Origin of the sequence: Thalassospira tepidiphila MCCC 1A03514 (assembly GCF_001662875.1) — a bacterium.
Taxonomy (GTDB): domain Bacteria; phylum Pseudomonadota; class Alphaproteobacteria; order Rhodospirillales; family Thalassospiraceae; genus Thalassospira; species Thalassospira tepidiphila.
Window position 1 is genome coordinate 509191 of record NZ_JPVZ01000001.1, and the last position, 26298, is coordinate 535488.

The following is a 26298-nucleotide window of genomic DNA, read 5'->3' on the forward strand; positions in this document are numbered from 1 at the left end:
TCCTCGTTAAATTGTGTATTGACCAATGCGATACTGTGCGAGATTTTCGGGCGATGAAAACCACGTAATTGTCTCGGCAAGTCCCTGTTTCAAACCTTCCCGACCACCAATTCTGGGCTCCCAATCCAATAACGATTTGGCTACTGAGGCATCCGCAAGCAGACGCTCTACTTCACTCGCTTCCGGACGAATACGTTCATTCTTGGAAATAATTTCCACTTCTGCATTCATGATTTCGGCAACCAGCTCAACCATATCACCCACCGAAATTTCATAGCCACTACCGATATTGATAACTTTGCCGACAGATGCTTTCCCGTCAAGAATAGCAATCATTCCTTGAACGGTATCTTTCACAAAGTTGAAGTCCCTGGTTGGACTGAGCGCGCCAAGCTCAATTGTTTTTTTGCCACCAGCGATCTGTGTAATTACTGTCGGAATTACCGCACGTGCGGATTGACGGGGGCCGTATGTATTGAATGGTCGGGCAATAGCCACCGGAACTTCGAACGAGCGCCAATAAGACATGGCAATTTGGTCCGCGCCAATTTTGCTCGCTGAATATGGCGATTGCCCAACCAGTGGGTGCTCTTCTGTAATTGGGACAAACTGGGCTGTTCCGTACACTTCACTGGTTGAAGTATGCATAATCTTCTCGACACCCAAGTCTCGAGCCGCCTGGACGACGTTAAGCGTTCCCACAACGTTCACGTCAACATAGGAATGTGGAGCAACGTAGGAATATGGAATTGCAATCAAGGCCGCCAAATGCATGACGGCACCACAACCTGTCATCGCATTTCTTACGCAGATCGGATCACGAACGTCGCCAGAAACGACTTCGATTGCATCCTTAATTTCCTGTGGCGCCTGATCCAGCCATCCCCAACTATCAAACGAATTGTATAGGACAAGAGCTTTAACTTCGCGACCTTGACGAACAAGCTCCTCCACGAGATGGGAACCAATGAAGCCATCTGCACCAGTTACAAGGATTTTCCCGTTCACAGCTTTTCCTTTATAGTTACCTTCATAATTTTCGCTCCCTGCCCAAATTAGTGCATGCGCAGAGAAAACAATTCACTTTGCAAGCGATACAGAAAAATACATTTTTTTAACATCCACTTGTGTAAACAAATTTGCACTTTCTTCGCTAGATAAAAAATGCGCCCACTCAGGCAAATTTGATAGTCAAAGCTTGTTCGATTAGCATTTGCATACACGCCAAACAATGACGAATAACCAATATCAATGTAGCCCCCATAAAGTTAAATCAGCATCCACACCCAAGAATAGAAATACAAACTGACAATTTATCCTTTGCGCGGTGAACCTACATTGACCGACTTGCACTTAACTCGGATCACCCGGGTGTTGTTTGTCGGACGTGTGATCCTGACCCTGATCATCATCGCCCTTCTGGCGCGCCTGACCCTGCGCTGGGCGCCAGAGCGCGCCCAACTTGCAACCGAAAGCCCCGATTAAAAGCGGGCTTTCGGGTTAGCCTGCAAGCCAATCAACCACCGGCTTCCAGGTGGATTTTTCCGCACGTGATCCGACCATCATGCCGATATGCCCGGCAGAGGGATGAAGTTCAGTGCGGAGATCTTCGGGGCAGGCATCAAAAAGCGCCTGCGCGCTTTCGGGTGGGACGATGCGGTCATTTTCCGGGATCACGGCCAGCACCGGGCACGACAAGTCCGCCGGGTTGATATCAATGCCGTCAATCTGCCACTGGCCCTTGGCCGGGCGGTTTTCGACATACCAGCCGATCAGGCAATCGACCGCGACCCGGCGCGGAAGCGGAACACCATCATTCAGCCAGTCTTCGAGGGCGACAAAATCCTGCGCCTTGGTTGAGTCCATTGCCATGGCCTGAAAACGCCGGAATTTTTCACCCATCATGAAGGGATCGAGGCTGGCAAACAGGCTTTGCAGCACATCGACCGGAAGCGTGTCATGGATCGCCAGCATTTGCGGCAAAGAGGGCGCAAAGGCCGCAGCAATGCGTGACTGGGTCGGACCGGCGGCCATGAAGTCCCACGGGGTTGCCAGCAGAACAAGCTTTGACACCTGTGCCGGATCGAGAAGCGTTGCCGCAAGGGCAACAACCCCGCCCATGCAATAGCCCACCACCGGCACCGGCCCGCCATTGATATCGGCGACATCCTGAAGGATGGTGACCAGCCGGCCGGCAACATAATCATCCAGGCCAAAGTTAGCTTCATCCATGCCGGGATAGCCCCACTCGACCAGAAGCGGACGATAGCCGCATTTGGCGAGATAGCGCGCAAAGCTTCGCTTTTCATTGAGATCAAGGATATAGCCGCGATTGACCAGCGACGGCACAAGCAGGACGACTTCGCCGGTTTTCGCCGCCTTGTTGTCAGAAGTTGCGCCATAGTCATACACCCGCGTCGAACCCTCTTCCCAGACGGTCGGGATATCTTTGCGGTCCTGATCGCGTGGGCGGCGATAGGGATGGCGTTGATAGGCGCGCACCCCGTCATGGAACCCGGCATGGCGATCAAAGGCGACCCGGTCAAGCGCCTGGGCGACGTCATCAGGGTGATAGGCCTCAAGCTCAGCCAGAAGACTTTCCGCCTGATCCTTCAGTTCCGGCTTCCAGGGCAGCAATTGTTTCAGAAAGATCGGCAATGCGGCGCGCGAGCTGAGCCAGCTCGTCATCTCGACTGCCAGATGCATCGGAAGCGGTCTTGGCCCGGCCCGCCTCTGATTTTCGCGTTTTGGCGGAAGCGGTTTTTGTTTTGGCGGACTGATCATTCTTCCCCTGCCCCTTTGCAGCATTTTTTGCAGCACGTTTGGTTTTGGAAGTATTGTTGGCTTCATCGTTAGCGGATGGTTGCGCGCTGTCTTTATCGGATGTCTGTCCATCCGCATCACCAGCAGCATTACCAGCAGCATCCGTGACATCCGGTTTAGCTTTTGCAGTGTCTGGTTTGGGCGTCATCCCGGCCATACCGGCCATCGCCGACATATCGGGCGCAAACGGCATGCCCGCGAACGGCGATGCGGGCAGTTCGCGTGCGGCCTTTGCCATCTGATCCATCATCGCCTGCAACGGGTTGGCGGCCGCCATGGCATCGCCCATCGGGTTATTGATTGAATTTCCGGGCCCGGCGGCAGGGTGTTGGCCCATCGCCATTTGACCGATCAGCTTGCCCCAGGCTTCAAAGCCTTCGCCCACGCGGGTGGTATCGGCACCAAGGGATGCGTAAAGACGTCCGATGGCACTGGCGGCATGGGCGCCATCAGCCGTTGCGGCGACCTGTTGGCGCCAGAGTTCAAGAAACTGCCGGGCAAGTTGGTCAAGCCGTTCGTCATCGGCGTCTGATGACGAAGACCCTGTGGTTTGTGATTGGTCGGGGTCGTTCGTAGCCTCGGCCATCGGCGATACCCTTATTGTTCCCAGTATTGTTCAGATGCGACGCATATCTGTTGGTGACCACTATAGGAGGTTGAGGGGCGCGGGAAAACGAATTCCCGTGCTGTGGCGCAACAAACCGTATCCAGGGTCTGACCCTAAAGTTGTTTTTCGCACTGCACTTCGCGTTGAATACTGGACACATTGGAAAATTCGCGGCACTCTCACAGTCTTCTGAGCGAATGCAAAATCGAAAATGCTGCGCAACATCGTAAACGCAACAATGTGAATTGCCGGGGCGCAAAGCAGGTGGAACGACACCACCAGAAGGTTCGCCAGACATACGTCCGGGAAACAGGGAAGCAGGAAAGACGCCATGACCAACAAGAAATCAGATGATCAGGACCGCATTGTTATCAAGAAATATGCGAACCGCCGCCTCTATAACACGGCGACCAGTTCCTATGTGACGCTTGATCACCTTTCGCAGATGGTCAAAGACAATACCGACTTTGTTGTCTATGACGCGAAATCGGGTGAAGACATCACCCGTCCGGTCCTTACCCAGATTATTGTCGAGGAAGAAAACAAGGGGCAGAACCTTCTGCCGATCAGCTTCCTGCGCCAATTGATCGGTTTTTATGGCGACAGCCTTCAGGGGCTGGTGCCGAGCTACCTTGAACAGGCAATGCGCGCCTTTGGCCATAATCAGGAACAGATGCGCGAATATATGCAGGGCACCATGCAGGGCATGTTCCCGTTTGGCCAGTTCGAGGAAATGAACAAACAGAACATCGCGCTGTTTGAACAGACAATGAAGATGTTCTCGCCCTTTATGCAGGATGAAAACGGTGAGCCGACCGGCGAAGGCCCGAAAAAGCCAACAGCACCCGGTGCTGCGAAATCCGATGCTTCGCTTGATGAGCTGAAAAGCCAGCTTGAAGCCATGCAGGCGCAGCTTAACAATCTTGCCGGTGGCAAATCCGGCAAATAAGGCCCCCGGCCCGCATCCCGGGCACTGAGATCAAAAAGGCGAAGCTGCCATAGTGCACTTCGCCTTTTTTCATGCCCGCATGAGATCGGGCAGCAAACAATGCCCGTCGAACGCCCAAGCCGTCCGGCACCAATCCTGCATAAATTTTTCGTTAACACTTTCAGAACGCCCGGCACCGCCGAAAGGCGGCAATTTTTGCCGGGTGAATGCCATGACCACGCACCAAAACCCACGGAGTCCCGAAATACACAGGCAACAATGACCCAATAAACCGAAAAACACATGACCGCGATCACACCGATTTCCATGCTCCCGGCCCGCAGGACCGAAACTGCGAGCAGTGGAACCGATGGTCCTGCCGGGATCGGGATCGAGCAACTGACGCAATTTTCACCTGTTGAAAAAATTGCGCAGGGTGGTGGCGCGTGGCTGCAACCCCATGATCTTGTGGGCAGTGCAGCATTCTGGACCCAGCTTCTGGGTCAGATCCTGCCTCAGGAAAACCTTTTGCAACCGCCGGTCATTCAGTCTGCGCATGCCAGCTATGCGCTTCATCACAAACCAGACAGCGTAGAAACGAACGTCTTTTTTTCGCCTTCTGCACTAGACAAAGACAGCTCGATTGACCTATATAGCTAGCTTCTGGCGGAAAGCTGTAATGATTATCTGACCAATGTTCAGGTACAGGTCATCAAAATCGCAGTGCCTGAAAGGTGCCGCGATGGGTGTGACATATCGGGAAAAACAACGAACCCGACAGCATCCGAAGTGGGGAATAATAACTGGCGGTTGATAACGGATTATAAAATGACTGAGAATGCTCAAAACGAAGAACCGAAACGCGCAAACCGCGCCACAGACACTGACCGTTATGTTGGTCAGCGCATCCGCGAACGTCGCATCATGCTGGGTCTTTCCCAGCAGCAAATGGCGGATCTGATTGGCGTTACCTATCAGCAGGCTCACAAATACGAGCGCGGCATTAACCGCATCTCTGCTGGTCGCCTTTATGAGATCTCCCAGGTCCTGGGCGTTCCGGTAAGCTATTTCTATGAAGGCCTGGAAGGCAATCAGGAAACCGAGCTCAATGCGCGTCAGCGTATGTGCCTGGAACTTGCGCGTAACTTCGCAAGCATCAAGCACGAGAAGCATCAGGAAGCACTGAGCCAGATGGCTCGCGCTCTTGCCGATCAGGCTGCTTAAGTCCACATATCCGGACCATAGTGCCACCGCAAAAAAGGCTGTCCTCTGTATTCCGGAGGCCAGCCTTTTTTATGACCGGTTCGCAGATGCAAAAAAAAGGGACACGAACGTCCCCTTTCGGTCTGCTGGAATTGTGCAGGGTTTGCGCCTAGCCCTCGACCAGCACCAGATCATCGGAATGAATGATGGCGTTGCCGCGCGTAAAGCCCAGGGTGGCTTCGATGTCGGCCGATGCATGGCCCATCAGAAGCCGGGTTTCTTCCGCGCCATAGGATGTGATGCCGCGCGCGATCTGCGCCCCATCAGGCCCCAGCACCCGCACAGCATCCCCATGCTTGAACCGGCCATCGACGCCGGTTATTCCGGCCGCCAGAAGGTTCTTGCCAGCCGCCAGCGCCTTGGCCGCCCCGGCATCGACAATGATGGCCCCTGACGCCTTGAGCGAGGTTGCAATCCAATGTCGGCGTGCGGCAAGCGGACTTTCGCTTGGCAGGAAGACGGTATTGGGGGCGCCTTCAAGCTGGGCTTTGAGCGGATGATAGATGGTGCCACGCGCGATGATCATGCGACACCCGGCCTTCATGGCGATTTCGGCGGCCTGAAGTTTGGTCACCATCCCGCCGGAGCTGTACATGGTCGGCGCAACACCGGCCATATTGAAAATCTCCGGTGTCAGTTCGCGGACTTCGGGGATCAGTTCGGCATCCGGGTTCTTGCGCGGATCGGCGGTATAAAGACCATCGATGTCAGAAAGCAGAACCAGCGTATCGGCCGAAATCATGTGCGCGACCTTGGCACCCAGACGATCATTATCGCCAAAGCGGATTTCCTCGGTCGCGACGGTATCGTTTTCATTGATCAGCGGAATGGCGCCATGGCCAAGCAATGCATTGAGCGTTCCGCGGGCATTGAGGTAGCGACGACGGCCTTCCATGTCCTCTAGTGTGACCAGCACCTGTGCCATGGTCAGGCCATTGCGACCAAGCGCCTCTTGCCAGACCTGTGACAGGCTGATTTGGCCAGTCGCAGCGGCGGCCTGCTTGTCGGCCAGACTGATCGTACGGTGATCAAGGCCAAGCAACCGGCGGCCAAGGGCGATCGCACCACTGGAGACCACAATCACCTCGACCCCGCGTTCGCGCAGAAGGGCGATGTCATCAGCCAATGCTTCAAGCCAGGCACGACGCAGCTTGCCGGTATTTTCATCAACCAGCAGGGCCGAGCCCACCTTGATGATCAGGCGCTTTGCATCCGCCAGGGCATTGCTTGTCACGGCTGGAAGCCCTCTTCTTCGCGGCCTTCCCGCGCACGGCGTTCACGTTCGCCTTCGATATAGGCGCGGATTTCGCGATGGATTTCCTTGAGCCCCTGCTGGGTCACGCCGGACACGATATAGACCTTTTTGCCGATACCCTTTTCAAGGATCTGGCGCTGCTCCTCGACCATTTCGGGCAGGAGCTGATCGGCCTTGGACAGGACGACGATTTCGGGCTTCTCGACCAGTTCTTCGGCGTAGCCTTCAAGCTCTTCACGCACCGTCTTATAGGTCGCGACCGGATCTTCTTCGGCGCAATCAATCAGGTGAACCAGAACTTCGCAGCGCTCGATATGGCCAAGGAAACGGGTGCCGATGCCCTTGCCTTCGGATGCGCCTTCGATCAGGCCGGGAATATCGGCCAGAACAAATTCATGATCATCAATATTCACCACGCCCAGCTGCGGATGCAGGGTGGTGAAGGGATAATCGGCAATTTTCGGGCGCGCATGCGAGGATGCGGCAAGGAAGGTTGACTTGCCGGCATTCGGCAGACCCACAAGGCCAGCATCCGCGATCAGCTTCAGGCGCAGCCAGACCCACATTTCTTCTGCCGGCCAGCCTTCTTCGGCACGACGCGGTGCCTGGTTGGTGGAGGATTTGAAATGCGTGTTGCCACGGCCACCATCGCCACCCCGGCACAGCATATAGGTCTGACCCGGTTCGATCATATCGACAATCAGGGTTTCGCGATCTTCGGCAAGAACCTGTGTTCCGACCGGGACCTTAATCGTGATGGATTTGCCCGACCGACCGGTGCGTTGCCGGCCCATGCCATGCATGCCGACTTCGGCCTTGAAGTGCTGCTGATAACGGAAATCGATCAGGGTGTTGAGGTTCTCGACCGCCTCGAGGATGATGTCGCCGCCGCGGCCGCCATCGCCGCCGTCCGGCCCGCCATACTCGATATATTTTTCACGGCGGAAGCTGACCGAACCGGCACCGCCGCGGCCACTGCGCACATAAATCTTGGCTTCATCGAGAAACTTCATAACCGGTCCTTCGGGCGCACCCGTTTATCACTTTATATTGGCTCCCCGGTGCGCGAGGGACGCGCAGCGACGGGGTCCGAAATTCTATATCACATAAAACAAGGGAGGAATGATTGCTCATTCCTCCCTCGAAAATCTTGCTACGTATCGCGCAGCCGACGGGAGGCTTACGCCTCGGCCGGAACGACGGTTACGTAGGTACGACCCTTGAAGCCCGACTTGAACTGGACAGAACCGTTCACAGTCGCAAACAGGGTGTGGTCTTTGGCGAGGCCAACATTGTCACCGGCATGGAACTTGGTGCCACGCTGACGAACGAGAATGTTGCCTGCAACAACTGCCTGACCACCGAATTTTTTAACGCCGAGACGGCGACCTTCGGAGTCACGACCGTTGCGCGAACTACCACCAGCTTTCTTATGAGCCATGAAACTCTCCTAAAACTGCATCTCAACCTGATAAATCAGGCTTTGATGTCCTTGATGCGCAGAACAGTCAGGTTCTGGCGATGACCATTTTTACGACGGTAGTTATGCCGACGCTTTTTCTTGAAAACGATCACCTTGTCGCCCTTGGCCTGCTCGAGAACTTCTGCGGTAACAGAAGCACCTTTGACCAACGGAGCACCAACCTTCGGCGCACCGTCGCCAGCAACCATGAGAACTTCTTCAAGTTTCACGGTGTCACCGGCCTGGGCAGCGATCTTTTCGACTTTGATAACGTCGTTGGCAGCAACTTTATACTGTTTGCCGCCAGTTTTGATGATTGCGTACATCTAAAAGTTCCTGAAAAACATTCTGGAAACACAAACGCGCAGCTCGGTGCCGCTGCTAACAGATACCGAACCGCTGCGAAGAACGGGTGAATTACCGCTTTTGCCCCAAAGAGTCAACCACAGAGTGACCTTTTACGCCGCCCGGGATCGCATGCCAAAGCCGCAGATTTGAGCGAGCTTGCCAGACTTGCAAACCGGTTCAAACATCGCGCCCCAAAAGCCCAGGCAAAAGAGTTCGGTGAAATTTGAGATTTCCCTCTTGCAATCTGGCGCTCATCCCGGTAAACACCGCCTCGAACGCCAAGACCACACATGCGGAGAGGTGCCGGAGTGGTCGAACGGGGCGGTCTCGAAAACCGTTGTACTAGCAATAGTACCGTGGGTTCGAATCCCACCCTCTCCGCCAAACTCTGCATTTCTATTTCTCCAAGCTTAGATACCTCGGTTGTCGCACGCGCTGAAATCGCTTGCGCATTGATTTACCGATACGCGTCCAAAATGATCGGTGGTGCGACCGGGTGCGAAAGTACTGTCGCTTCATACTTTGTGGAAACGCAGAGGGAGAAAACCCTTTGCACCAGCAAACATACGGCAGTGAGAGCTGATCACGTTTGCTTTCCTTTCCAAGCTCATCGAACCAAAGATCACCTAGCTCCATGACCTTAGCCTCATTGTGCCGACGTAATATCAGGTTGTTTTCGTAGAGTGGCGCAGGATCAGAGAGCCCCTCAGCACGGTACTTTTCCTCCTGCCTTTCGAAAACATCTGGTGCATCATATCCCATACGAGAACATTCGCTGAATTCGTCATAGAGATTACTTCGGAAAGGATGCTCGGAAACGGCAAAGCTCGGCCACCCCAAAGCTTCAAGAAGTTCACTCGGGTCTCGTTCAAATCTTGCATTTCCATCTATATAAACCGAATAGTCATAGTCTGGAAAAAAGAGGTGTGGCTTTAGCTTTGGCAAACGGGAGTACCGCGTCAGGTCAAGGCCTGGATTATCGAAGAGACGAACTTGCCACCGAGAGCGACGCAGGAGCCGTTTCCAGAGAGATGGCTTCTTGTCAGTCAGCAGCACAAAGTCCCAGCCAGGGAAGGGTGGCAAGGAACGAACGTCGTCATAACCACCGACAATCACGGTGTAAATCACCTTGCGCATGGATACCTTTCTGACTATTAGCCAAGGGTAGAGCCCGCCATCTGGCCGGGCACACGAACGGCAAGTGTTATAGCCCGCCGAATTCGGCGGCACAAGCGGGCCGAACCAACAAAAACCTGACCGAAGGCTTGGGATAGCGGGAAACTATGTGTGGTTTTGCAGGCCTATATAAGGCCAACACAGCGATGGATCAGAGCCAGCTTGTAGGGCAGTTGCAAGCTGCCGGACAGACGATCATACATCGCGGACCAGACGACAAAGGTTTCTGGACTGATGCTGATGGTCATATCGGATTGGCTTTTCGACGACTTGCCATTCAGGATCTTAGCGAAGCTGGGCGCCAACCAATGCAGTCCGGTTGCGGGCGTTATGTAATCGCCTTCAATGGTGAAATCTACAACCATATGGACCTGAGGCGCATCCTCGAAACTGAAAACCCAGCACATCATGATTGGCGCGGGCACTCTGACACCGAAACGCTTGTCGCAGCTATTGCTCATTGGGGATTAGACAAAACACTATCAATACTTGATGGCATGTTCGCATTTGCCCTTTGGGACAAAAAGCAGAAGTCACTCACGCTTGCGCGCGATCCTTTTGGCGAGAAGCCGTTATATTACGCTGCGTTTGATGGTGCGGTCGCGTTCGCGTCGGAAATCAAGGCACTGCCATCACTCGGTGTACCGAATGGGGAGATCGATGACGGCGCGCTCGCAAGCTTCCTGCGTCACCGATATATCCCCGCGCCAAGGACAATCTGGAAGCACGTCCGCAAACTCCGGGCTGGAGAATTTGTTCGCTGGTCAGTTGAAACCGGAAATGAACCCGTTCACCACCAGTACTGGGATGGTGAACACGAAGCTCTTACTGCTTACGAAAACCCTTTCCAAGGCTCACGAGCAGACGCCAAAGCTCAATTATCCGAGATGCTCGGAACACTCACCAAAAGGCGTTTGATTGCTGATACACCGCTTGGATGCTTTCTTTCGGGCGGGATCGATTCATCCCTGATAACCGCATTGGCTTCGAAGGCTTCACAAGGCCGAGTGGGAAGCTACACAATACGATTTGATGATCCGCGCTACAATGAAGCAGATCATGCCCGAAAGGTTGCTGATCATCTGGGAACCGACCATCACGAGGTTCGTGGATCTGCGGAGGAAGCGGCAAAAATGGTTCCACAACTTGCACAGGTCTGGGACGAACCATTCGCTGATCCATCACAAATTCCGACCCTGCTACTTTGCCGAAAGACACGAGAGCATGTGACAGTCGCCCTGTCCGGCGACGGTGGCGATGAATTTTCCTTTGGCTATGGCCGTTACGCGATTGTTAAGTCAGGCTGGGACACCCGAAAGGGTTCCAGGCGAGGTTCACGGAAGAGCTTCTTCCCTTGGAGGCAGATAGACAACGCATTGGGTCTGCTGCGCGGCAAACCAAGCGTCAAAGCCCGGCGAAGCTACACAAAAATGCTACGCGACAGCGCAGAAACACTGTCGGTCTATAATCATCATCACAGCAGTTTCTGGCGCCATGGAGTTCCGATCAACCCTGCGTATCTTAATGACACTATGGTGATTGACGACATCTGGCCGCTATCGCCAGAAGCAGTTTTGACTTTGCCCATTGCTAACAGCCTTATGGTCGCCGATAGCCTTTGCTACCTGCCCGAAGACCTGATGGTAAAGGTCGATCGTGCATCAATGAGCACCTCGCTTGAGACACGCACCCCGTTCCTAAACCGTGATCTTGCGAAACTCTGCTGGTCATTACCGCAATCGTGGAACGAAGGCCAAGATGGTCGATTGAAGGCTCTGCTGCGCGACATCCTTTATGACCATGTACCCGCCGAACTAGTTGATCGCCCGAAACAAGGTTTTGATCCACCAATTAGAGATTGGTTGCGTGACAACTTGAGGTCTTGGGCCACAGAGCAGATTGAAGAGATGCCTGAAGCACTTCAAAGTCGGCTCAACATGCCTGAAATCGAGAAATGCTTCGAAGACCATCAGCGAGGCGCAAACCTTGAAGGCGAGCTTTGGCCAATCCTGATGTTATCAGCTTGGGGACAAAAAAACCTAACCATGTTTGAGGCTTAACTGGAGGAGCAACAAAAATTCACGATTAGCTTATTTACTTCAATCGAGAGTCAAACACCCGCAAAGTCTCCTCACTCACATGATGTTCAATGCCCTCGGCATCGAACTCAGCGACCGCGGGATCGACACCAATGGACACGAGGAAGTTATAGACGATCCGGTGGCGTTCGCGACATTTTTTGGCGAGGGTTTCGCCTTTTTCTGTCAGGAAGATCGAGCGGTAGGGGCGTGAGGTGACGTAGCCGTCGCGTTCCAGGCGCTTGATGGTGTTATTAACTGTTGCCGCCGTGACGCCAAAGCGCTCGGCCAGGGCGACTGAGCGTGCCTCGCCTTCTTCGGCGATCAGGTCACCGATCATTTCCACGTAATCTTCGGTCACTTCGCGGGCGTGTGCGTCGCGGAGGCGCGCAAAAACTTCGGCCTTGTTGTGACGCGGGTTAAGGCTTGTGTCGTCGCCCATCGATCTCTCCAATCCAGACTCCTGAAACCTTCATAACAAGTAAGTTGGCAAATAGCAATTTAGCCTTGACTAACTTTAAAAGTCCGCACATAAATAGGGGACATTTACCAGAGTAATTCCAATTAGCTTTCGGATGCCCTGATGCCACTTTTCCCCACCGCCCGACCCGTCGCTCGTTATCTTGTTGCACTTGCCTTTGCGCTGTTTGTTGGCGCGGGCGTTGCCCATGCGAAGCCGCTGAATGTGGTTGCGACCACGTCGATGATTGCCGATGCCGCACGTCAGGTCGCTGGTGATCGGGCCGAGGTCACAGCACTCATGGGGCCGGGTGTGGATCCGCATTCCTATCGCCAGACGCGAAGCGATATCGCCGCCCTGGCGCGTGCCGATCTGGTTTTATGGCACGGCCTTTATCTTGAGGCGCAGCTTGAAGAGTTCTTCCTTGATCTTGGCAAGCGGCGCAACGTGGTTGCTGTCGGCGAAGCCGTGGCGCGCGATAAACTTCTGAGCCATGCCGACTATGAAGGCCGGTTTGATCCGCATGTCTGGATGGATCCGAAACTTTGGGAAACCGTGGTTTATGCCGTGCGCGATGCCCTGATCAAAGCCGATCCTGATGGCGAGGCGACCTATAGCGCCAATGCCGATGCACACGTGGCCGAGATCGAAAAACTGGTCGACTACATGACATCTGTCACCGCCACCGTGCCAAAGCAAAGCCGCGTGCTGTTGACCGCCCATGATGCGTTTAGCTATTTCGGGCGTGGCTATGATTTCGATGTGCTGGGCATTCAGGGCATTTCAACAGAGTCTGAGGCGGGCCTGCGGCGAGTAGAGGAACTGGTCGACACCATTGTCGAACGCAAGATTTCGGCCGTCTTTGTCGAAAGCTCCGTCCCGGAACGCAATGTGCGTGCCCTGATCGAAGGGGCTTCTGCCCGTGGCCAGGATGTTACGATTGGTGGTACGCTTTATTCCGATGCGATGGGCGAACCCGGCACCTATGAAGGCACCTATATCGGCATGATTGATCACAATGCGACATTGATCACCCGCGCCCTTGGCGGCGATGCCCCCGAAGGCGGTTTTCAGGGCAAGCTTGCGGCCGGATCATAACCGCTTCACATATTAATCCAGATGGCATGAAGCAAAACGAAGCAGGATACACACCATGAGCAGCGCCAAACTGGTTGCAGAATCAGGCAAGATACTGGACGTCGCGTCCAAGGATGCGCCGCTGACCGTGCGCGGGCTGACGGTATCTTATGGCAATAAGCCGGCTGTTTTTTCCGTTGATGCATCAATACCGGCGGGCTCCATGACAGCCATCATCGGCCCGAATGGTGCCGGCAAGTCGACCTTCCTCAAAGGCGCGCTTGGTGTGGTGCCGAGCCTTTCCGGCGAAGTGCGCATTTTTGGCAAGCTGTTTGAAGATGCCCGTGACCGTGTGGCCTATGTGCCGCAACGCGCCAGTGTCGATTGGGACTTCCCGGCGCGTGTGATTGACGTTGTCCTGATGGGGCTTTATGGATCGGTCGGGCTGTTTCGCCTGTGGCGCGCGCGCCATCGTGAACAGGCGATGGAGTGCCTGAAACGGGTTGGCATGGCCGATTTTGCAGATCGCCAGATCGGCCAACTTTCCGGCGGGCAGCAGCAACGTGTTTTCCTGGCCCGTGCCCTAGCGCAGAATGCCGAGTTCTACTTGCTCGACGAGCCGTTTGCCGGCGTCGATGCCGCGACCGAACGCGCGATTGTTTCGGTGCTGAAGGAACTTAAATCCGAAGGCCGCACAGTGGTTTGCGTGCATCATGATCTTTCGACCGTGGCCGAGTATTTTGACCGGGTTCTTCTGATCAATGTCCGGCGCATTGCCGAAGGCCCGGTCGAGACGACATTCACCGCCGAGAACCTTCAGGAAACTTATGGTGGTCGGCTTGCCGCCACCCATATCGATGAATTGCATCTGGCGTAACGCACATGGGATTTGGTGATTATTTCATAAGCGCCCTTTTCCTGCAGGCTGGCTATAACAGCGCGCTTGTTGCCATTGGTGCGGGCTTGCTCGGCCTGTCGGCCGGCAGTGCAGGTGCGTTTATTTTCCTGCGCAAGCGTGCCCTTGTTTCCGATGCGATCAGCCACGCCACCCTGCCCGGTGTCGGGCTTGCATTCATTATCATGGTGGCTTTTGGCAGTGACGGGCGCTGGTTACCGGGGCTTATTCTGGGATCGGCAATTTCATCGGCCATCGGGCTTTTGATGGTCGAATGGATCACACGCAAAACCCGCCTGACAGAGGATGCCGCCATCGGTGCCGTGCTGTCGGTGTTTTTCGGCTTTGGCATCGTTCTTTTGACCGTGATCCAGACCATGTCATCAGGCCGTCAGGCCGGACTTGAAAACTTCCTGCTGGGCTCCACCGCCGGGATGCTGATTTCAGAGGCCACCACCATCGCCGTTGCCGGGGCCATGGCGGCAGGCTTTGTTTTCCTGCTTCGGCGTCCGATGACACTGGTGGCGTTTGATCCGGAATATGCCGCGACCACTGGGGTTAATGTGCGTAATATCGACTTGGCCATGATGGGGCTTGCCCTGATTGTCACGGTGATCGGGCTTAAGATCGTTGGCCTTATCCTGATTGTCGCGCTTTTGATCATTCCGCCGGTGGCGGCGCGTTTCTGGACCAATCAGGTTGGCAAGATGATCGGTATTGCCGCCGTCATTGGTGGCCTTTCGGGTTATGTCGGGGCGGTACTATCGGCCGCGCACGCAGCACTTCCGACCGGACCGATCATTGTTCTGGTGGCCTTTGGGTTCTTTATGATCTCGGCCCTGTTTTCGCCGTTGCGTGGCGGGCTGGCGTCCGCCCTGCGGCATCAACGGTTTCAGCGCCGCGTGCATCGCCGGCAAGGCTTGCTGTCGCTTGCGCGCCGTGAACCGATTTATGACGGGCTGACCATTCGTATCTTGCGCCGTGCCGGGATGATCCGCGCAGACGGCGTTGCCACCGCACGCGGCCGGATTGCCGCCGAGAAAGCCGCCCATGACGAGGCCCGCTGGGCAATGGCGCGCCGGATGCTGCCCGATGACTCAGCGATTGAACGCTATGACGGGCTGACCCCGATTGAACGGATGATGACCCCTGACCAAATCGCCGAGATTGATCGCATGATCCATAACGCGCAAACCACCCAGGGAGCAAAGGCATGATCGATGATCTGATCACAGCCCTTGGCGCGGAGTTTGTGCAACTGAGCCTGACGCCGATTGTGATTGGCATGCTGGCCGCCATTGCGTGTGCGCTTCCGGGTAATTTCCTGTTGCTGCGCAGGCAGGCCCTGATTGGTGATGCGATCAGTCATGTTGTCCTGCCCGGTATTGTGGCGGCCTTTCTGGTGACCGGCACCATCACCGCCGTTCCGATGATGCTGGGTGCAGGGGCGGCTGCGATCATTGCCGTGGTCATGATAGAAATCGTCAAGCGCCTCGGGCGGGTTGAACCGGGGGCGGCGATGGGACTGGTTTTCACAACCCTGTTTGCCGCCGGCGTTTTATTCCTTGAAATCACCGATACCAGTTCGGTGCATATCGATGTGCAGCATGCGTTGCTCGGCAATCTTGAAAGCCTGATCTGGTTTGATGCCGAAGGCTGGGGATCGCTTTTGGATCCGGCTGCCCTTGCGACCCTGCCACCGCAATTGCCGCGTCTGGCGGTTGTTCTGGTCGGCATCGGGCTGTTTATTTTCCTGTTCTGGAAAGAACTGAAAATCTCGACCTTTGATGCTGCCTTTGCCGGGGCGATTGGTATTCGTACCCGCGTCCTTGGCTTTGCGCTGGTTGTCGCCACCGCCGTTGCCGCCGTCGCGGCCTTTGATGCGGTCGGGTCGATTATCGTGATTGCGATGTTTGTCTGCCCGCCAGCCAGCGCGCGACTGATGACCAATCAGTTGGCCCGCCAAGTCGGCTGGTCGGTCGTGTTTGCGACCATATCGGCCGTTCTGGGTTATGTCTTGGCGGGATACGGTCCGGGTTGGTTCGGGTCGCCCTATGCAGTCAGTGCCGCGGGCATGATCGCCACGGTTTCAGGCGTTATCCTTATTCTGACCTGCCTGTTTGGCCCGCAACGCAAACGTGTTGGCCAGCAGGCCGAAGCCTGACAGTTTCCGAACACGCAGCTGCCTTCAACAGATATTCGCGGTGAGCCGGGATTTAACGCCCGGCCTTGCGCCAGAATGTCATCGCGACACAGCGATCACGATCAAGGCCACAATCCTTGCGCCAGTAACTGTGGATCGGTTTGTAATCAGCCTGTTCCACCCCGGCCCAGCAATAGACGCGGTCATGCGCATCGGGAATTTCCACAGATCGAATGGCGTCCTGAAGCAGGCTGCGCGCGACAGGGGGTTGATCATCGCGAAACAGCCATTGAACCTGTATCTGACTGTCGGTGGGTGCCGCGATAACGTCTGATCTGTTTGCGGCTTCAATAATCGCGTGGCCGGTTACATGGCCCGGCATTTCGGCCAAATAACGGCCAATCGCCGGCAAGGCCGTTTCATCACCGGCCAACAGAACCCAGTCGGCATCGGGCAATGCCGTGCCCAGCGGGCCGGTCATCGCCACAACATCCCCTGGAGTGGCATGCATGGCAAAGGCCGAACCCGGGCCATTATCGCCATGCATGACAAAATCGACATCGATCCAGCCGGCCTTGGCATCGATTGCCCGGATCGTATAGACGCGTTGTTCGATGGTGTTTTCACCGCTTGGCCAGACGGGCATCCCGTTATCGGCAAGGGTCGGCCATTGCGGATTTTTCTGTCCACGTGGCGGGATCAGAAGCCGGACATGGATGGCATCGCTGTCATAGGCATCAAGATCACGGCTATGAAGGCGCAAGCGCCGCATATGCGGTGAAAGGTCGGTGATCTCCCCCACTGTCAGCTCGCAGAAATTAGGCAGTTTGCCGTTGCTTTTGCCCGCCCCCGTCCAGCGGCAATCAAGATCAGCCCCGGGTGCAGCCCCCTGCAGGATCGAAATAATCGCAGACTTCATCTGGATGACATCGACCTCGGTCTTTGCACCGACTTCGACCTCAAGAGCGGTTTCCGTGCTGCTGAGCTGAATATGGCCGATGGAAACCGATATCCGCGTTTGTTCCCCATCCCCTGTCACATCGCAATCATGTTCGCGATAGAACGCGGCGGCCTGTTTGATCAGGGTGGCACTGTCTGGAAGTGCGATACGCGTTTTGGCCGTCAGAAGCGATGTGGACATGGGGCTCTCGGATAAAGGGGGCGCGGACAAGATGTGTTTGTCTGTAATAATAACAATGATAGGCATTCTCAATAAAAATTATCATTGATTTTAGCGGTGCGTGATAGATGTTTGGCACATGCGTTTGCCCTGTCAGTGGCGGCAATTGCGACCTTGATCTGTTTATTGGAAGTCTGAACAAAGCGATGCCTGACAAAATCCGCCGTCTGAAATCATTCGAGTTTCCTGTTGCCGTTGAATGGGCTGCCAAAGAGGGCTGGAACCCCGGCCTTGCCGATGCAGAGGTATTTTTCAACACAGACCCGGAAGGGTTCTGGGGCGCGTTTGACAAACAGGGACTGGCGGCAGTGATTTCAGCAGTCCAGTACAGCTCGGACTTTGGCTTTGTCGGATTTTACATCTGCCGCCCAGATCGTCGTGGATCGGGTCTTGGCTATCGCCTGTGGCAGGCGGTGCTTGACGGTAGCGTTCCCAAGACCATCGGACTTGATGGCGTTGTCGATCAGCAGGACAATTACCGCAAATCGGGTTTTGAGTTTGCCCATCGCAACATTCGTTTCGGCGGTGTGGTCACGGCCAGTGGCGAAACACCAGACGATCTGTTCACACTTGCGGTCGATGACATTGGCATTGTCGATGCGTTCGAGCAGACCTGTAACCTGTTCGCGGAAAGCCGGATTGAATTCCTGCGCGGCTGGATTGGCAACGACAAACACAAAGCCCTTGCCTTGAAAGGCCCGATGGGTGTTCGCGCATATGGCGTGATACGCCCGTGTCTTGAAGGTCACAAGATCGGCCCGCTATTTGCCCCCAATGCCAAGGATGCAAAAACCCTGTTTGGCGCCCTTTTGCAAAGCCGGGATGATCAGGGTGGCAAGGTCTATCTCGATGTGCCTGAGCCCAATCAGGCGGCAATTGATCTGGCCACGACCCATGGCATGGTGCCGGAGTTCGAGACAGCGCGCATGTATAAGGGGCCGGCACCGAAGCTTGATCTTGGTATGACTTTCGGGATTTCGTCGTTCGAACTGGGCTAGTTTGAGCCAACTTTGTCGGCAAGTTTGACCGGTAAGTCCTTGCAAACATCAGAAAATGTCAGAATTCCGGTCCTGTTTGGGACTGTTTGCTTGGTGTAAAACCAAAGAGCTCCACCACAGGAATAGAATTTTCTTATTCTTAGGGCGGGGTTGAGTGCTGTTCGAAAGTCTGGCAACAAACATTTAACGCCATAAGTATATGCCTTTCTAAACCAAGGCAGTAACTTCATCGCCGAACGGCGATGATTATCGGCGGCATTTGGTCATTGTCGGCAAGAAGTTGCTGCAAGCATATGGAAAACCAGTAACACAGTCCCAATTTCAGGAGTGTAGTCCGCGTTTCATTTCCATCTGGCAGCCTTTCAAGCAGACGATTTTCATCTGTGTGTCTGTCAGACCACTGATTAGTGTACGACCCGCCACGTGTCGCCTGCCCTGCTTGGTACCGATGCGTTTGACGAACTTGTTTTAAGGCCGGATTTTAAAACCGACATGGATATAGCGACACTTATTGGAATTATCGCCGGGATGGGCGTTATTTTTGGCGCCATCTTGATGGGTGGCAGCCTTGATTCCTTTGTCGACCTTCCATCCGTCATGGTGGTGTTTGGCGGAACAGCAGCCGCCACCCTGATCAAATTCCCGATGCGTGATGTCGTCAAGTCGCTCAAGATCGGTATTGGCATTGCGTTCAAGAACCCCAAGGAAGACCCGCTTTCGATCTATGAAAAGGCGATTGAGCTTGCCGGCATCGTGCGCAAGAACGGCCTTCTGGGACTTGAAAGTGTTGAAGTCGAAAATGAAATCATGGCGCGCGGCATCCGCATGTGCGTGGATGGTCACAGCGGCGAGGTGATCCGCAGCTCGATTTCAAGCGAGGTGGAAAAATCCATCCAGAATGACGAACTCGGTGAACTGATGTTCCGAGGTATCGGTGACACGGCACCAGCATTTGGCATGATCGGGACGCTGGTTGGTCTGGTGCAGATGCTGGCCAACCTGTCAGACCCGGACGCCATTGGTCCGGCCATGGCAATTGCCATGCTGACCACGTTTTATGGCGCAGTGTTGGCCAACCTGATCGCGCTTCCGGTTGCCGACAAACTGGCCCTTAAGGTTGATCGCTTGAAAAACACCAAACAGCTGATCATTGAATCGGTGGTGCAGATCCAGGCCAGCCAGAGCCCGATGGTGATGAAGGAAATCCTCGGCCCCTATCTTCCGGGTGGCATTCCGGCCGATCCTGAAGATGGTGGTGCATGATCATGATGGCAGCGCGCATTCAGGCAGCAGACTGGGCATAGGCGATGGCAAAGAAACCAGCAGCAGGCGCACCAGCTTGGATGGCGACATTCGCCGATCTGATGTCGTTGCTGCTTGTCCTGTTTGTGCTGTTGCTGACCTTCGCTGAGATGGATGTCATCCGCTACAAACAGATTGCCGGCTCGGTCAAGGCGGCCTTTGGCTTTTCCCAACAAGATCAGCTTGCAGGGGTGATCGAGCTTGATGGCTCCATCGTTGGCAAATCGCTTAAGGCGCCAACACCCGATACCCCGCGTGTGGTGTCGGAAATCCCGCAGGCCGAGACCCCGGAAGTTGAAAGCAACGAAACCGACAGCAAGGAAGAAAAGGCCGAGGCGCTCGAAGAAACGCTTGGCAAGGTTCTTGATAACATGGGCCTTCAGGATCAGGTGGGGCTGGAGCGTATCGACGGCGAGGTTGTCATGCGTTTCCCCAACGAACTGGCCTTTCCATCCGGATCGTCCGGCATGACAGATGAATTTGCCGCCATCCTGAACCGCGTCGCGCCGGTGATCAACCAGACGGCTGGCGAAATTTTTGTCGCCGGTCATACCGATAACGTTCCTGTTTCGGCGTCGTCTCCCTATATATCGAACTGGGACCTGTCGGCGGCACGTGCGACGTCGGTTCTGCATTTTCTGATTGATCAGAACGGCACAGACCCGAGCCGCATGGTCATTCAGGGATATGGCGACAGTCGGCCACTGGCGACCAACGATACCCCCGAGGGGCGGGCGACCAACCGTCGGGTCGAAATAACCATTGAAATGGTCGAGACCAATTTCGACGCCAACAGTGCATCAGAAGGCGGCGAATTCAGGGCCCCGTCAAACGGTGGAGAAGACTTTGATGAGGGGGCAAATCCGGAAACCGGTGATGCCAGCAGAAATCCAAACTCTGAAGCACGGCGTACTTTCAGCATTCCGTCAGACAGCCCCTGACAGAAGTCTGCCAACGGGACTCGATCCAAAAAACGCGTGAGCAAAGGGAATACCGCCCATCATGGCGAGCCATGCCAACAAGAAAAAGACAATCCTGTATGCGGATTACAGCGAACGGAACATCAGTGCCGCACGGGCAGCCGTTGAGCATTTTGGCTTTGGCAAATTCGTTGATTGTGACGACCGCGAACGCACGCTCGAACTGATTGCGGAGCTTAAGCCGGATCTGGTTCTGATCGGTCTTTATCTTGATGGCATCCGCGGTATTTCGACCATTCGCGCCATTCGTGACGCCGCCACAAGTGGAAATCCGCACGGCGGCATCGTCCCGATCCTGCTTGGCGCGCCGAAACTGGATCGCCGGGGCATGCGCGATGCGGTCGACGCCGGGATTGAGGGCGTTTTTCGTCAGCCGATTGATCCAGAACGCCTGACCAAGATCATTGAAACGGTCCTGAAAAAACCACGCCGCTTCGTGCTGGAGGAAAACTATTTTGGCCCTGCACGGCCACAGGACCTTGCCAAAATGGCGACTTCAAGTGCCACCAGTCCAACCGCAAAGCCAAAAAATCCATCGGCAACAGTCCCCAAAAGCACCGAGACTTCCGACACACCGGAAAACGATGGTGCCGGGCCGAAAACGCAAACAAAGCCCGCCAAACCGTCGCCTGCCATTGGTATGACGACAAATCTGGACATCGACGATAGCCGACCACGCCTGAACGGGGCCGGTCAGACATTTGGCGACGGCGAGCTTGTTGGTGTTCCGAGTGCGCGTGACAAACGCACCAGTGCACAGAACCTAGAGGCCCTGCAATCTGCCAAAGAGGTGCTGCCTGCTGCCGTTGCCAGTGAGGAGGCCAAGCCGTCCGATGCCGCCGATGAACCGATTGAGGCCGAGGATGACACCACGGCAGAAGACGAGGAACTCGTCGAGATTGACCTGCACGCGGCGTTGATCAGTCACAAGCTTTGGGTGGATACCGGCGGGCGCGAGGGGTCGGTGATGTCCATCGAACATGCCGATCTGCGCGAGGCCGAGCTGGAAGGCATTGATCTCAGCCGATGTGGATTGCCGTTTGCCAGCTTCCATCGTGCCAATTGCAAGGATGCGGTTTTGCGCCGTTGCAATCTGGTTGCCGCTGATTTTGGTGAAAGCAATCTGGATAACGCCAACCTGGCGGCAAGCCGACTTTCAGGCGCACGGTTTAGCAAGGCGATGATGCGCAACACGGTATTTTTGGGATCGGACCTGTCGAATGCCAATTTCCGGGGCCTCAAGATGATCAATTGTGATCTGAGCGGCACCAATCTGGCCGGAACGGATTTCCGCGATGCGGATCTGAGTGGCACGCGCGGCCTGTTTGCCGAACAGATCCAGCGGGCGCGCGTCAACGCCAATACCCGCCTGCCCCACGATCTGAAACTGCGCGATTAGTCGAGATCACAGACCATATGCAGGCTGGGAAAACGGAAGTCCGGCGCAAAAGGCGCTTCGAAATCACCGATCACTCGAAAGCCGCGTGATTCATAAAACCGTCTGGCGGTCAGGGTTGAATAACATTCAAAGCGCTTAACATTTTCCGATGCCTTGGCGTCGCTTACGCAGCGATCAAACAGCATGCTGGCAATGCCCTTGCGCGCGTGATCGGGATCGACGGCGAAATGCCGGACATGGGCCAGCCCCGGCTGGACATCACCTTCCCGGCTTCCGGGCCGAACCGCCGTCCAGCCGCCTGCGCCAACAACGTCACCGGCCTCTGTCCTGGCGATGTAATAGGTGCCCGAACTTAATAACTCGGGCTTGGCAAAGGTGAGAAACGGCATGGCGCGTTTAAGCATGTCCGGCGCATAGTCATGGGCCAAAAACGTCGCATAGGACCGCGCAAACAAGGCACGGATGGCCGGGGCATCCTCAAGGGTCGCGATATGAAGCGTGATCGCCGACATCTGTTTTCCTACCTGCGGCCAAACATCTTTTCGATGTCGTTAAGCTTGAGCTCGACATAGGTCGGGCGGCCATGGTTGCATTGGCCTGAATGCGGGGTGGCTTCCATCTGGCGCAAAAGGGCGTTCATTTCATCGGCATTGAGCTTCCGACCGGACCGCACCGATCCATGGCAAGCCATGGTCGCACAGACATACATCAGCCGGTCTTTTAGCGCCATGCCCTGCCCCAGTTCGGCAATTTCATCGGCCATATCGCGCACCAGCGCGCTGACATCAACCTTGCCCAACATGGCCGGCACTTCGCGAACAACAATCGCGCCGGGACCAAATGGCTCGATCACCAGACCCAGTTCGGCGAATTCGTCTGCCCGGTCGGCAATACGATCAGCGGACGCTTCATCCAGTTCGACGACTTCGGGCAGCAACAACCCTTGTCGCTTGACACCGCTTTCGGCCAGATCGGCCTTCATGCGTTCATAGACAATGCGTTCATGCGCGGCGTGCTGATCGACAATCACCAGACCGTCGCGGGTCTGGGCAATGATGTAATTGGCATGCACCTGCCCGCGGGCTGCCCCCAGCGGATGATCAACAAACTTACCTTCATCGGCGATGTTATCAATGCGCGCTGACGGTGCGGCGGCATCATAACCACCCGACAGCGCCGCTGCCGCAGCGGCTGCAAAACCGCCCTCGCCACCTGCGATGTTAGCGCTACCACCCGATCCGCCAAACTCGCGCCCGCGATCAAACAGGCCGCCATAGTTTCCGGGGTTTTCCATCGGTGCCTGGGCGGCGTAATTGCGTTCAATCGCGGCGTGGCCCGGCACATTTGGCTGATACTGTCCGATGTTAAATCCGCTGCCACCGCCGCTTCGTGCGCCACCGCCATACGGAAGTGAGGGTCCCTCACCTTCGCGGCGGACCGCCCCCAAGGCCATATCTGCCACCGTGGTCGAGGCGCGATGCCCCGCCCCGGCCAGCGCATGTTTAAGTGCGCCGACAATCAGCCCCCGCACCATGCCCGGATCACGGAACCGGACCTCCGTCTTGCCGGGATGGACGTTGACGTCAACATCACGTGGAGAAAGTTCAAAGAACAGCGCCAATAACGGATGGCGATCACGTGCCAGAAAATCCTGATAGGCGCCGCGCACTGCGCCTTGCAGCAGCCGATCCTTGACCGGGCGGCCATTGACAAACATGAACTGCATCTGCGCATTGCCACGGTTGAGTGTCGGCACCCCGGCATAGCCGGTAAGGCGGATGCCTTCACGCTCTGCCTCGATCTGAAGGGCGTTATCCTGAAATTCGCGGCCCATGACAGCCCCCAGCCGTTTAAGACGTGCATCAAACAGATCGCCTTCGCAGGCCGGGTAATTCAGGATCGTCTTGTTGTTATCACCACTGAGTGTAAAGCCGACATCCGGGCGCGCCATCGCCAGACGGTCCATGATCTCGCGCGCATACATCTGTTCGGTCCGCGCGGTTTTAAGGAACTTCAGACGTGCCGGCGTGGCATAGAAAAGATCACGCACCTCGACCCGTGTGCCATAGGGATGGGCGGCTGGTTCCGGTGCGCCCTTGGCCCCGCCTTCCACCACCAGTGTCCATGCGTTTTCAGAGCCGCGCACACGGCTGGTCAGGCGCATCCGTGATACCGACCCGATCGATGGCAAGGCCTCGCCGCGAAAGCCCATGAAACCGATGTTAAACAGATCATCATCGGGCAGCTTGGATGTGGCGTGGCGTTCGACGGCCAGTGTCAGTTCGTCCGGCGTCATGCCCTTGCCATCGTCAGTGACAGACAACAACGTCCGACCGCCATCGCGCAGATTGACGTCCACCTTGGTCGCCCCGGCATCAAGGGCGTTTTCAACCAGTTCCTTAAGCGCAGCCGCAGGACGTTCGACCACCTCACCGGCGGCAATCTGGTTGATCAGGTTCTGTGGCAGGACGCGCAAGGTCATGAAGGCGGTGCTCGTGATGTTTATCTTGGTTGTGATGAACCTATCAAAGCGCAAAGCGCGGCGAAATCCCTTTCACCGCGCTTTGCAACTTTTCCGATGTGGTTCTGGGATCAGAAGGCCAGATCACCTTCCGGCTTGCCAACCACGGTCACCGTGACATTGGCCGGGTCCATCAGATCGGCAGCAACTCGGTTAACGTCATCAAGCGTGACGGCATTGACCATGTCATTGCGACGATCAAGGAAGTCCATACCAAGGTCTTCCTTTTGCATGCCGACCAGCATGCCCGACAGGTTGCCGAGGCTGGTGAAGCGCAGCGGGAAGGCCCCGGTGAGGTAGGCCTTGGCATTATCAAGCTCTTCCTGATCGATGCCGTCCTGCTTCATCTTGGTCCATTCGGTGCTGATCAGCGACAGGCTTTGACCAATCGCGTCATTGCGCGTGGCAACCCCGCCCATCATCATGTCGGCATGATCAAGATTGGCGAGGTAGCTATAGACGCCATAAGCCAATCCACGCTTTTCACGGACTTCCTCGGTCAGGCGCGATGAGAAGCCGCCACCGCCAAGGATGTAATTCATCACATAGGCGGCATAGAAATCCGGGTCCTGGCGTTCGATGCCTTTTTGGCCCCAGATCGCCTGACTTTGCGGGATGTCCTGTTCGATTACGTCGATATCGCCATAGGTCGGCGTAACATCGGCGATCTTGGGCAGGTCGCTTTTCGCGGGCAACGCGCCAAAGGCCTCGTCGAGCAGCGGACCAAGTTCTTCGGCGGTGATGTCACCGGCGACGCCCACAATCAGGTTGTCCTTGGCAAAGGCACGGCGCACGAAGCCACGAAAATCATTGGCGTTCAAACCGGCCACGGTTTCAAGCGTGCCCGAAACCGGCCGACCATAGGGATGATCGCCAAAGATCGAGGCAAAGAATGTGCGGCTGGCGATATCGCGCGGATCGGTTTCGGCCCGCTTGAGGCCCGAAACAACCTGTGCACGGATACGTTCAACCGCCTCATCATCAAAGCGGGGCTCGGACAGGGCCAGACGCAGCAGATCAATCGCCGTTTCGCGTTCACGCGTTAGCGTGGTGAGCGATCCGGCAAAGTCATCGCGCCCCGCATCAAAGGAAAGACCGATCGACCGGTTTTCCATTTCACTGCGGAAGGTCTGGCTGTCCATCGCGCCAGCGCCTTCATCAATCAGGCCAGATACCATATTGACCAAGCCAAGCTTGCCATCCGGATCGGTTGCCGCCCCCGCACCGGTAAAGGCGATATCCATGGTCATCAGCGGGTTCATGTGATCTTCGATAAGCCAGGCGCGAATGCCGCCGTCCGAAATCACTTCCTGTACCTCGACCGCCTTGGCCTGTTGCGCAAAGCCAAAACCAAGCGTTGTCGCAAAGGCAACACCGGCAATCTGTTTAAACAGCTTGTTCAT

Annotated in this window: 26 protein-coding genes and 1 tRNA gene; 14 read left to right on the forward strand and 13 right to left on the reverse strand. The window is 55.7% G+C overall.

The window, feature by feature from the left end; translation table 11 throughout:
• Positions 1-6: 6 nt before the first annotated feature.
• Positions 7-1008 carry an NAD-dependent 4,6-dehydratase LegB gene (locus TH4_RS02275; protein WP_064779759.1) on the reverse strand — a complete coding sequence of 334 codons (1002 nt, stop codon included), beginning with the start codon at positions 1006-1008 and terminating at the stop codon, positions 7-9.
• Positions 1009-1338: 330 nt separating this feature from the next.
• On the opposite strand from TH4_RS02275, the gene TH4_RS20590 reads away from it, so the two are divergent.
• Positions 1339-1485 (forward strand): hypothetical protein, encoded by a 147-nt coding sequence (locus tag TH4_RS20590; RefSeq protein ID WP_157097693.1) that lies wholly within the window; start codon positions 1339-1341, stop codon positions 1483-1485.
• Positions 1486-1500: 15 nt separating this feature from the next.
• Here the strand turns inward: TH4_RS20590 and TH4_RS02280 are convergent, their stop codons facing one another.
• Together TH4_RS02280 and TH4_RS20440 are read right to left on the reverse strand one after the other, a co-directional pair.
• Positions 1501-2688 carry an alpha/beta fold hydrolase gene (locus TH4_RS02280; RefSeq protein ID WP_081579273.1) on the reverse strand — a complete coding sequence of 396 codons (1188 nt, stop codon included), beginning with the start codon at positions 2686-2688 and terminating at the stop codon, positions 1501-1503.
• Positions 2585-3409 (reverse strand): hypothetical protein, encoded by an 825-nt coding sequence (locus tag TH4_RS20440; RefSeq protein WP_083996943.1) that lies wholly within the window; start codon positions 3407-3409, stop codon positions 2585-2587. The genes TH4_RS02280 and TH4_RS20440 overlap by 104 nt, the downstream gene beginning before the upstream one ends.
• Before the next feature lie 352 nt (positions 3410-3761).
• On the opposite strand from TH4_RS20440, the gene phaR reads away from it, so the two are divergent.
• The 3 genes from phaR (at position 3762) to TH4_RS02305 (ending at position 5582) form a co-directional block, all read left to right on the forward strand.
• Positions 3762-4379: a polyhydroxyalkanoate synthesis repressor PhaR gene (gene phaR / locus TH4_RS02295; protein WP_008889414.1), complete on the forward strand. Its 618-nt coding sequence runs from the start codon at positions 3762-3764 to the stop codon at positions 4377-4379.
• Positions 4380-4661: 282 nt separating this feature from the next.
• Complete coding sequence (locus TH4_RS02300; protein WP_008889413.1) at positions 4662-5018, forward strand: hypothetical protein; 357 nt, start codon at positions 4662-4664, stop codon at positions 5016-5018.
• 168 nt (positions 5019-5186) lie between these two features.
• Positions 5187-5582: a helix-turn-helix domain-containing protein gene (locus tag TH4_RS02305; protein ID WP_062956477.1), complete on the forward strand. Its 396-nt coding sequence runs from the start codon at positions 5187-5189 to the stop codon at positions 5580-5582.
• A 148-nt stretch (positions 5583-5730) separates the two neighbouring features.
• Here the strand turns inward: TH4_RS02305 and proB are convergent, their stop codons facing one another.
• From proB to rplU, 4 genes are all read right to left on the reverse strand, one after another.
• Complete coding sequence (proB, locus tag TH4_RS02310; RefSeq protein ID WP_064779763.1) at positions 5731-6855, reverse strand: glutamate 5-kinase; 1125 nt, start codon at positions 6853-6855, stop codon at positions 5731-5733.
• Complete coding sequence (gene obgE, locus TH4_RS02315; RefSeq protein ID WP_063088683.1) at positions 6852-7889, reverse strand: GTPase ObgE; 1038 nt, start codon at positions 7887-7889, stop codon at positions 6852-6854. The genes proB and obgE overlap by 4 nt, the downstream gene beginning before the upstream one ends.
• A gap of 167 nt (positions 7890-8056) precedes the next feature.
• Positions 8057-8317: a 50S ribosomal protein L27 gene (gene rpmA, locus TH4_RS02320; RefSeq protein WP_008889409.1), complete on the reverse strand. Its 261-nt coding sequence runs from the start codon at positions 8315-8317 to the stop codon at positions 8057-8059.
• A 35-nt stretch (positions 8318-8352) separates the two neighbouring features.
• Positions 8353-8664: a 50S ribosomal protein L21 gene (rplU, locus tag TH4_RS02325; RefSeq protein ID WP_008889408.1), complete on the reverse strand. Its 312-nt coding sequence runs from the start codon at positions 8662-8664 to the stop codon at positions 8353-8355.
• Between the two features lie 316 nt (positions 8665-8980).
• Here rplU and TH4_RS02330 point away from each other — a divergent pair.
• Positions 8981-9070 (forward strand) — tRNA-Ser (locus TH4_RS02330).
• Between the two features lie 12 nt (positions 9071-9082).
• Here TH4_RS02330 and TH4_RS02335 read toward each other — a convergent pair.
• The gene (locus TH4_RS02335; protein ID WP_064779764.1) at positions 9083-9823 is read right to left on the reverse strand and encodes a glycosyltransferase domain-containing protein; all 741 of its coding nucleotides are present in this window, start codon (positions 9821-9823) and stop codon (positions 9083-9085) included.
• Between the two features lie 146 nt (positions 9824-9969).
• Between TH4_RS02335 and asnB the strand changes: the two genes are divergently transcribed.
• A complete protein-coding gene (gene asnB / locus TH4_RS02340; protein WP_064779765.1) occupies positions 9970-11922 on the forward strand; it encodes an asparagine synthase (glutamine-hydrolyzing) in 1953 nt (650 codons plus the stop codon).
• A gap of 34 nt (positions 11923-11956) precedes the next feature.
• On the opposite strand, the gene mntR is transcribed toward asnB, so the two are convergent.
• Complete coding sequence (mntR, locus tag TH4_RS02345; RefSeq protein ID WP_064779766.1) at positions 11957-12382, reverse strand: manganese-binding transcriptional regulator MntR; 426 nt, start codon at positions 12380-12382, stop codon at positions 11957-11959.
• Positions 12383-12523: 141 nt separating this feature from the next.
• On the opposite strand from mntR, the gene TH4_RS02350 reads away from it, so the two are divergent.
• The 4 genes from TH4_RS02350 to TH4_RS02365 are packed head-to-tail and all read left to right on the forward strand — an operon-like array spanning position 12524 to position 16536.
• On the forward strand, positions 12524-13498 hold the full coding sequence (locus tag TH4_RS02350) for a metal ABC transporter solute-binding protein, Zn/Mn family (RefSeq protein WP_064779767.1): 975 nt from the start codon (positions 12524-12526) through the stop codon (positions 13496-13498).
• 55 nt (positions 13499-13553) lie between these two features.
• On the forward strand, positions 13554-14354 hold the full coding sequence (locus TH4_RS02355; RefSeq protein ID WP_064779768.1) for a metal ABC transporter ATP-binding protein: 801 nt from the start codon (positions 13554-13556) through the stop codon (positions 14352-14354).
• A 5-nt stretch (positions 14355-14359) separates the two neighbouring features.
• Positions 14360-15589 (forward strand): metal ABC transporter permease, encoded by a 1230-nt coding sequence (locus TH4_RS02360; RefSeq protein ID WP_064779769.1) that lies wholly within the window; start codon positions 14360-14362, stop codon positions 15587-15589.
• Entirely contained in the window at positions 15586-16536 is a 951-nt protein-coding gene (locus TH4_RS02365) for a metal ABC transporter permease (RefSeq protein ID WP_064779770.1), read from the forward strand. The genes TH4_RS02360 and TH4_RS02365 overlap by 4 nt, the downstream gene beginning before the upstream one ends.
• Before the next feature lie 52 nt (positions 16537-16588).
• Here the strand turns inward: TH4_RS02365 and TH4_RS02370 are convergent, their stop codons facing one another.
• A complete protein-coding gene (locus tag TH4_RS02370; protein ID WP_064779771.1) occupies positions 16589-17656 on the reverse strand; it encodes a siderophore-interacting protein in 1068 nt (355 codons plus the stop codon).
• Positions 17657-17841: 185 nt separating this feature from the next.
• Here TH4_RS02370 and TH4_RS02375 point away from each other — a divergent pair, with 185 nt between their 5' ends.
• The 4 genes from TH4_RS02375 to TH4_RS02390 all read left to right on the forward strand — a co-directional run bounded on the left by TH4_RS02375 (position 17842) and on the right by TH4_RS02390 (position 22374).
• The gene (locus TH4_RS02375) at positions 17842-18693 is read left to right on the forward strand and encodes a GNAT family N-acetyltransferase (RefSeq protein WP_064780008.1); all 852 of its coding nucleotides are present in this window, start codon (positions 17842-17844) and stop codon (positions 18691-18693) included.
• 423 nt (positions 18694-19116) lie between these two features.
• On the forward strand, positions 19117-19956 hold the full coding sequence (locus TH4_RS02380) for a motility protein A (RefSeq protein ID WP_083996944.1): 840 nt from the start codon (positions 19117-19119) through the stop codon (positions 19954-19956).
• Between the two features lie 44 nt (positions 19957-20000).
• A complete protein-coding gene (locus tag TH4_RS02385) occupies positions 20001-20936 on the forward strand; it encodes an OmpA family protein (RefSeq protein WP_083996945.1) in 936 nt (311 codons plus the stop codon).
• Between the two features lie 61 nt (positions 20937-20997).
• The gene (locus TH4_RS02390; protein WP_064779772.1) at positions 20998-22374 is read left to right on the forward strand and encodes a pentapeptide repeat-containing protein; all 1377 of its coding nucleotides are present in this window, start codon (positions 20998-21000) and stop codon (positions 22372-22374) included.
• Here TH4_RS02390 and TH4_RS02395 read toward each other — a convergent pair.
• The 3 genes from TH4_RS02395 to TH4_RS02405 form a co-directional block, all read right to left on the reverse strand.
• Entirely contained in the window at positions 22371-22886 is a 516-nt protein-coding gene (locus tag TH4_RS02395; RefSeq protein ID WP_064779773.1) for a GNAT family N-acetyltransferase, read from the reverse strand. The genes TH4_RS02390 and TH4_RS02395 overlap by 4 nt on opposite strands.
• A gap of 8 nt (positions 22887-22894) precedes the next feature.
• Positions 22895-24856: a DNA mismatch repair endonuclease MutL gene (gene mutL, locus TH4_RS02400; RefSeq protein WP_064780011.1), complete on the reverse strand. Its 1962-nt coding sequence runs from the start codon at positions 24854-24856 to the stop codon at positions 22895-22897.
• Positions 24857-24966: 110 nt separating this feature from the next.
• Complete coding sequence (locus TH4_RS02405) at positions 24967-26298, reverse strand: M16 family metallopeptidase (protein ID WP_064779774.1); 1332 nt, start codon at positions 26296-26298, stop codon at positions 24967-24969.

Coding starts and splice junctions, on each gene's coding strand:
- TH4_RS02280 (WP_081579273.1), bottom strand. CDS start 2,688: ATGACGAGCTGGCTCAGCTCGCGCGCCGCATTGCCGATCTTTCTGAAA.
- TH4_RS20440 (WP_083996943.1), bottom strand. CDS start 3,409: ATGGCCGAGGCTACGAACGACCCCGACCAATCACAAACCACAGGGTCT.
- phaR (WP_008889414.1), top strand. CDS start 3,762: ATGACCAACAAGAAATCAGATGATCAGGACCGCATTGTTATCAAGAAA.
- TH4_RS02300 (WP_008889413.1), top strand. CDS start 4,662: ATGACCGCGATCACACCGATTTCCATGCTCCCGGCCCGCAGGACCGAA.
- TH4_RS02305 (WP_062956477.1), top strand. CDS start 5,187: ATGACTGAGAATGCTCAAAACGAAGAACCGAAACGCGCAAACCGCGCC.
- obgE (WP_063088683.1), bottom strand. CDS start 7,889: ATGAAGTTTCTCGATGAAGCCAAGATTTATGTGCGCAGTGGCCGCGGC.
- rpmA (WP_008889409.1), bottom strand. CDS start 8,317: ATGGCTCATAAGAAAGCTGGTGGTAGTTCGCGCAACGGTCGTGACTCC.
- rplU (WP_008889408.1), bottom strand. CDS start 8,664: ATGTACGCAATCATCAAAACTGGCGGCAAACAGTATAAAGTTGCTGCC.
- TH4_RS02335 (WP_064779764.1), bottom strand. CDS start 9,823: ATGCGCAAGGTGATTTACACCGTGATTGTCGGTGGTTATGACGACGTT.
- asnB (WP_064779765.1), top strand. CDS start 9,970: ATGTGTGGTTTTGCAGGCCTATATAAGGCCAACACAGCGATGGATCAG.
- mntR (WP_064779766.1), bottom strand. CDS start 12,382: ATGGGCGACGACACAAGCCTTAACCCGCGTCACAACAAGGCCGAAGTT.
- TH4_RS02350 (WP_064779767.1), top strand. CDS start 12,524: ATGCCACTTTTCCCCACCGCCCGACCCGTCGCTCGTTATCTTGTTGCA.
- TH4_RS02355 (WP_064779768.1), top strand. CDS start 13,554: ATGAGCAGCGCCAAACTGGTTGCAGAATCAGGCAAGATACTGGACGTC.
- TH4_RS02360 (WP_064779769.1), top strand. CDS start 14,360: ATGGGATTTGGTGATTATTTCATAAGCGCCCTTTTCCTGCAGGCTGGC.
- TH4_RS02365 (WP_064779770.1), top strand. CDS start 15,586: ATGATCGATGATCTGATCACAGCCCTTGGCGCGGAGTTTGTGCAACTG.
- TH4_RS02370 (WP_064779771.1), bottom strand. CDS start 17,656: ATGTCCACATCGCTTCTGACGGCCAAAACGCGTATCGCACTTCCAGAC.
- TH4_RS02375 (WP_064780008.1), top strand. CDS start 17,842: ATGCCTGACAAAATCCGCCGTCTGAAATCATTCGAGTTTCCTGTTGCC.
- TH4_RS02385 (WP_083996945.1), top strand. CDS start 20,001: ATGGCAAAGAAACCAGCAGCAGGCGCACCAGCTTGGATGGCGACATTC.
- TH4_RS02390 (WP_064779772.1), top strand. CDS start 20,998: ATGGCGAGCCATGCCAACAAGAAAAAGACAATCCTGTATGCGGATTAC.
- TH4_RS02395 (WP_064779773.1), bottom strand. CDS start 22,886: ATGTCGGCGATCACGCTTCATATCGCGACCCTTGAGGATGCCCCGGCC.
- mutL (WP_064780011.1), bottom strand. CDS start 24,856: ATGACCTTGCGCGTCCTGCCACAGAACCTGATCAACCAGATTGCCGCC.
- TH4_RS02405 (WP_064779774.1), bottom strand. CDS start 26,298: ATGAACAAGCTGTTTAAACAGATTGCCGGTGTTGCCTTTGCGACAACG.